Below are 2,819 nucleotides of genomic sequence, written 5' to 3'. Positions count from 1 at the left end.
CGGCTCGTCGAAGAGCATCGCCTTCGGGTCCATGGCGAGCGAGCGGGCGATGGCCACGCGCTGCTGCTGGCCGCCGGAGAGCTGGGCGGGCACCTTCTGCGCCTGCTCGGCCACGCCGACGCGGGCGAGGAGCTCCATGGCCTTCTTCTCGGCCTCGTCCTTCTTCATGCCAAGGACCTCGATGGGGCCCAAGGTGACGTTCTCGAGGATCGTCTTGTGCGCAAAGAGGTTGAAGCCCTGGAAGACCATGCCGAGCTCGGCGCGCATCTGGGCCAGCTCCTTGCCCTCCTGCGGCAGCGGCTTGCCCTCGATGAGGATCTCGCCGGAGTCGACGGTCTCCAGGCGGTTGATGGTGCGGCACATCGTAGACTTTCCCGAGCCCGAGGGCCCGATGATGACGACGACCTCGCCTTTGTTGACCTTGAGGTTGATGTCCTTGAGCACGTGGAGGTCGCCGTAGTGTTTGTCGACGTGGCGCAGCTCGATGACGGGTGCCTGCGCGGCGTTGGATTCGGTCATGTGATTCTCCTTTGGTGCGCCTAGCGGATGATCTTCGCGCCGGTGCGGCGCGAGACGTACACGGCGGCCTTGTTGATCAGGTAGTTGATGAGGATGTAGATCACCGCGACGACGAGGTAGGTCGAGACGAGCGCGTCGTAGTTGGTGCGCAGGACCTGGGCGTTCTGCATGAGGTCGGGGAAGGTGACCACATAGGCGAGCGCGGTGTCCTTGACGACGACCACGAGCTGGCTGATGAGCGAGGGAACGACGAAGCGGATGGCCTGAGGAAGAACGATCTTCGTCTTTACCTTCCACGGGGAAAGCCCGATGGAGAGGCCCGCCTCGGTCTGTCCACGGGGGACGGCGTTCACGCCGGCGCGGAAGACCTCGGCCAGGACGCCCGAGGCGGCGAGCGCGATGGGGATGATGAGCATCCAGAACGAGCTCATCTTTACGCCGAGGGTCGGCACGACGAAGAAGAACCCGTAGATGAACAGCAGGCTCGGGACGCCACGCAGGAAGTTGGTCAGGACGGCGCAGGCGGCCTGGAGCGGCTTAGAGGCGCTCGTGCGGCCGAGCATGAGGGCGAGGCCGAGCACGATGGCGATGGCGCCCGCGGTCAGGGCCACCTCGAACGTGCCCAGAAGGCCGCGGCCGAGATAGATCCAGGTCGAGCGCCAGCTGAAGAGCTCCCAGTAGCGGTACGAGAGCTGGCCCTTGACCCAGAAGCGGTACACGACCCAGGCCAGGAAGGCGACGACGGCGGCCAGGCTCACGACGGTACCGAGGAGCATCTTGCGCCTCGTCTTTGGGCCGGGGGCCTCGTAGAGGGCGTCGCGCATGGTGGTTGCGTTGGCTGCCATTAGCGGATCACCCTGACCTTCTGGTCGATCTTGTTGCCGATGAAGCCGGCGACGAGCGCAGTGCCGATGTAGCCGCAGGCAGAGAGCACGAAGGTGATAACGCCTGCGGACTCGCGGGTGTTGATGTAGCTGACCACGCCCGTGAGCTCCTGCGGGGCCATGGGCACCTGAGAGCCGAGGGCGGTGGTAAGCATGACGGCGATGAAGAGGTTCGTCATGGGGAGCACCGTGGAGCGCAGCGCCTGCGGGATCACGATGGTGCGCAGGATCTGCGTGAAGGTGAGACCGATGGAGCGCGCCGCCTCGATCTGCCCCACGCCGATGGTGTTGATGCCGGTCATGAAGTTCTCGGAGCCGAACGCAGCGGCGAGGATCACCGTGGCCGCTATGACCGCAGGCTCGTAGTCGAGGACGAGCCCGAGGTTAGGCAGCGCGTAGACGACGATGAGCAAAAGTACCGCGCCCGGGATGTTGCGGAAGATCTGCACATAGAGATCGCCGAAGACGCGCAGCGGCTTGAACGGGCAAACCCTCATGACCGTGATCACGACGGAAAGGACCATGACGAGGGCGAATGAGATGAGCGTCATGCGCCAGGTGGTCAGAAGGGCAGTCAGGTAGTTCTGCCCGTAGGTGGATAGTAGATCGGCGATCCCCATCGCCCCTCCTTACATAAGCAGCGGGGCCGCCCGTCGCGATCGACGGGAGACCCCAGTCGAACCTGCGGCCGGGATAACCCCTCGCAGGCCGGTCGGTCTTTGGTTAGGCCCCAATCGCGGGCGGCTCGGCGGTGGCGGAGACGCCGGTGCGGTCGGCGATGCAGATCTTGTAGAACTCGGCCCACTTGCCGTCGTCCTCGAACTTCTTCAAGAAGTCGTTGACGAACTCGACGCCGTCGGAGCCGAGCTTCAGGCCGATGCCGTACTTGTCCTCCGGGCCGAAGGACTCGACGGCGAGACGGTACTTGCCGGGGTTCTTCACGATGTTGCCCATGTGGAGCGTGTTGTCGACCACATAAGCGTCGACACGCCCCTGCTCGAGGGCGGCACGGCACTCGTCATCCTTGGAGAACTCCTGGACCTCGGCCTCGGGGGCGTACTCCTCGACGACCTGCGGGCCGGTGGAGCCGGACTGGACGGCGACCTTCTTGCCCTTGAGGTCGTCGATGGAGATGATATCGGTGTTGCTGGCCGCGACGAGGACGCCCTGGGTTGCCGTGAAGTACGGGCCGGCGAACGAGATGACGGCCTTACGCTTGTCGTTGATGGTATAGGTGGCGAAAACGGCGTCGCAGGTGTCGTTCTGGAGGACCGACTCGCGGGTGTCGGAGGTCATCTGGGTGTAGTCGTACTTGGTCTCGTCGCCGAGGATGTAGCGGATGAGCGAGAGATAGATGGCCGCGTCGAAGCCGTAGACCTTGCCCGTGGTCTCGTCGAGCTGCGAGAAGAGCACGGA

The 2,819-nt window shown here is 64.4% G+C and carries 4 protein-coding genes; all 4 read right to left on the bottom strand.

Translation table 11 applies throughout. From position 1 onward, the window contains the following. On the bottom strand, positions 1-519 hold a 519-nt coding region (locus tag ACT84W_RS09930), incomplete at its 3' end, for an amino acid ABC transporter ATP-binding protein (RefSeq protein ID WP_444329096.1). A gap of 20 nt (positions 520-539) precedes the next feature. After that, positions 540-1,364: an amino acid ABC transporter permease gene (locus tag ACT84W_RS09925; protein ID WP_444329095.1), complete on the bottom strand. Its 825-nt coding sequence runs from the start codon at positions 1,362-1,364 to the stop codon at positions 540-542. Further along, the gene (locus ACT84W_RS09920; protein ID WP_417575400.1) at positions 1,364-2,023 is read right to left on the bottom strand and encodes an amino acid ABC transporter permease; all 660 of its coding nucleotides are present in this window, start codon (positions 2,021-2,023) and stop codon (positions 1,364-1,366) included. The genes ACT84W_RS09925 and ACT84W_RS09920 overlap by 1 nt, the downstream gene beginning before the upstream one ends. Before the next feature lie 103 nt (positions 2,024-2,126). Further along, positions 2,127-2,819: transporter substrate-binding domain-containing protein (locus ACT84W_RS09915; protein ID WP_444329094.1), on the bottom strand; the 693-nt coding region annotated here is incomplete at its 5' end.

The sequence above is a fragment of the Paratractidigestivibacter sp. genome (assembly GCF_052362415.1).
Lineage (GTDB): Bacteria > Actinomycetota > Coriobacteriia > Coriobacteriales > Atopobiaceae > Paratractidigestivibacter.
This window is presented reverse-complemented; position numbering and strand designations above follow the sequence as displayed.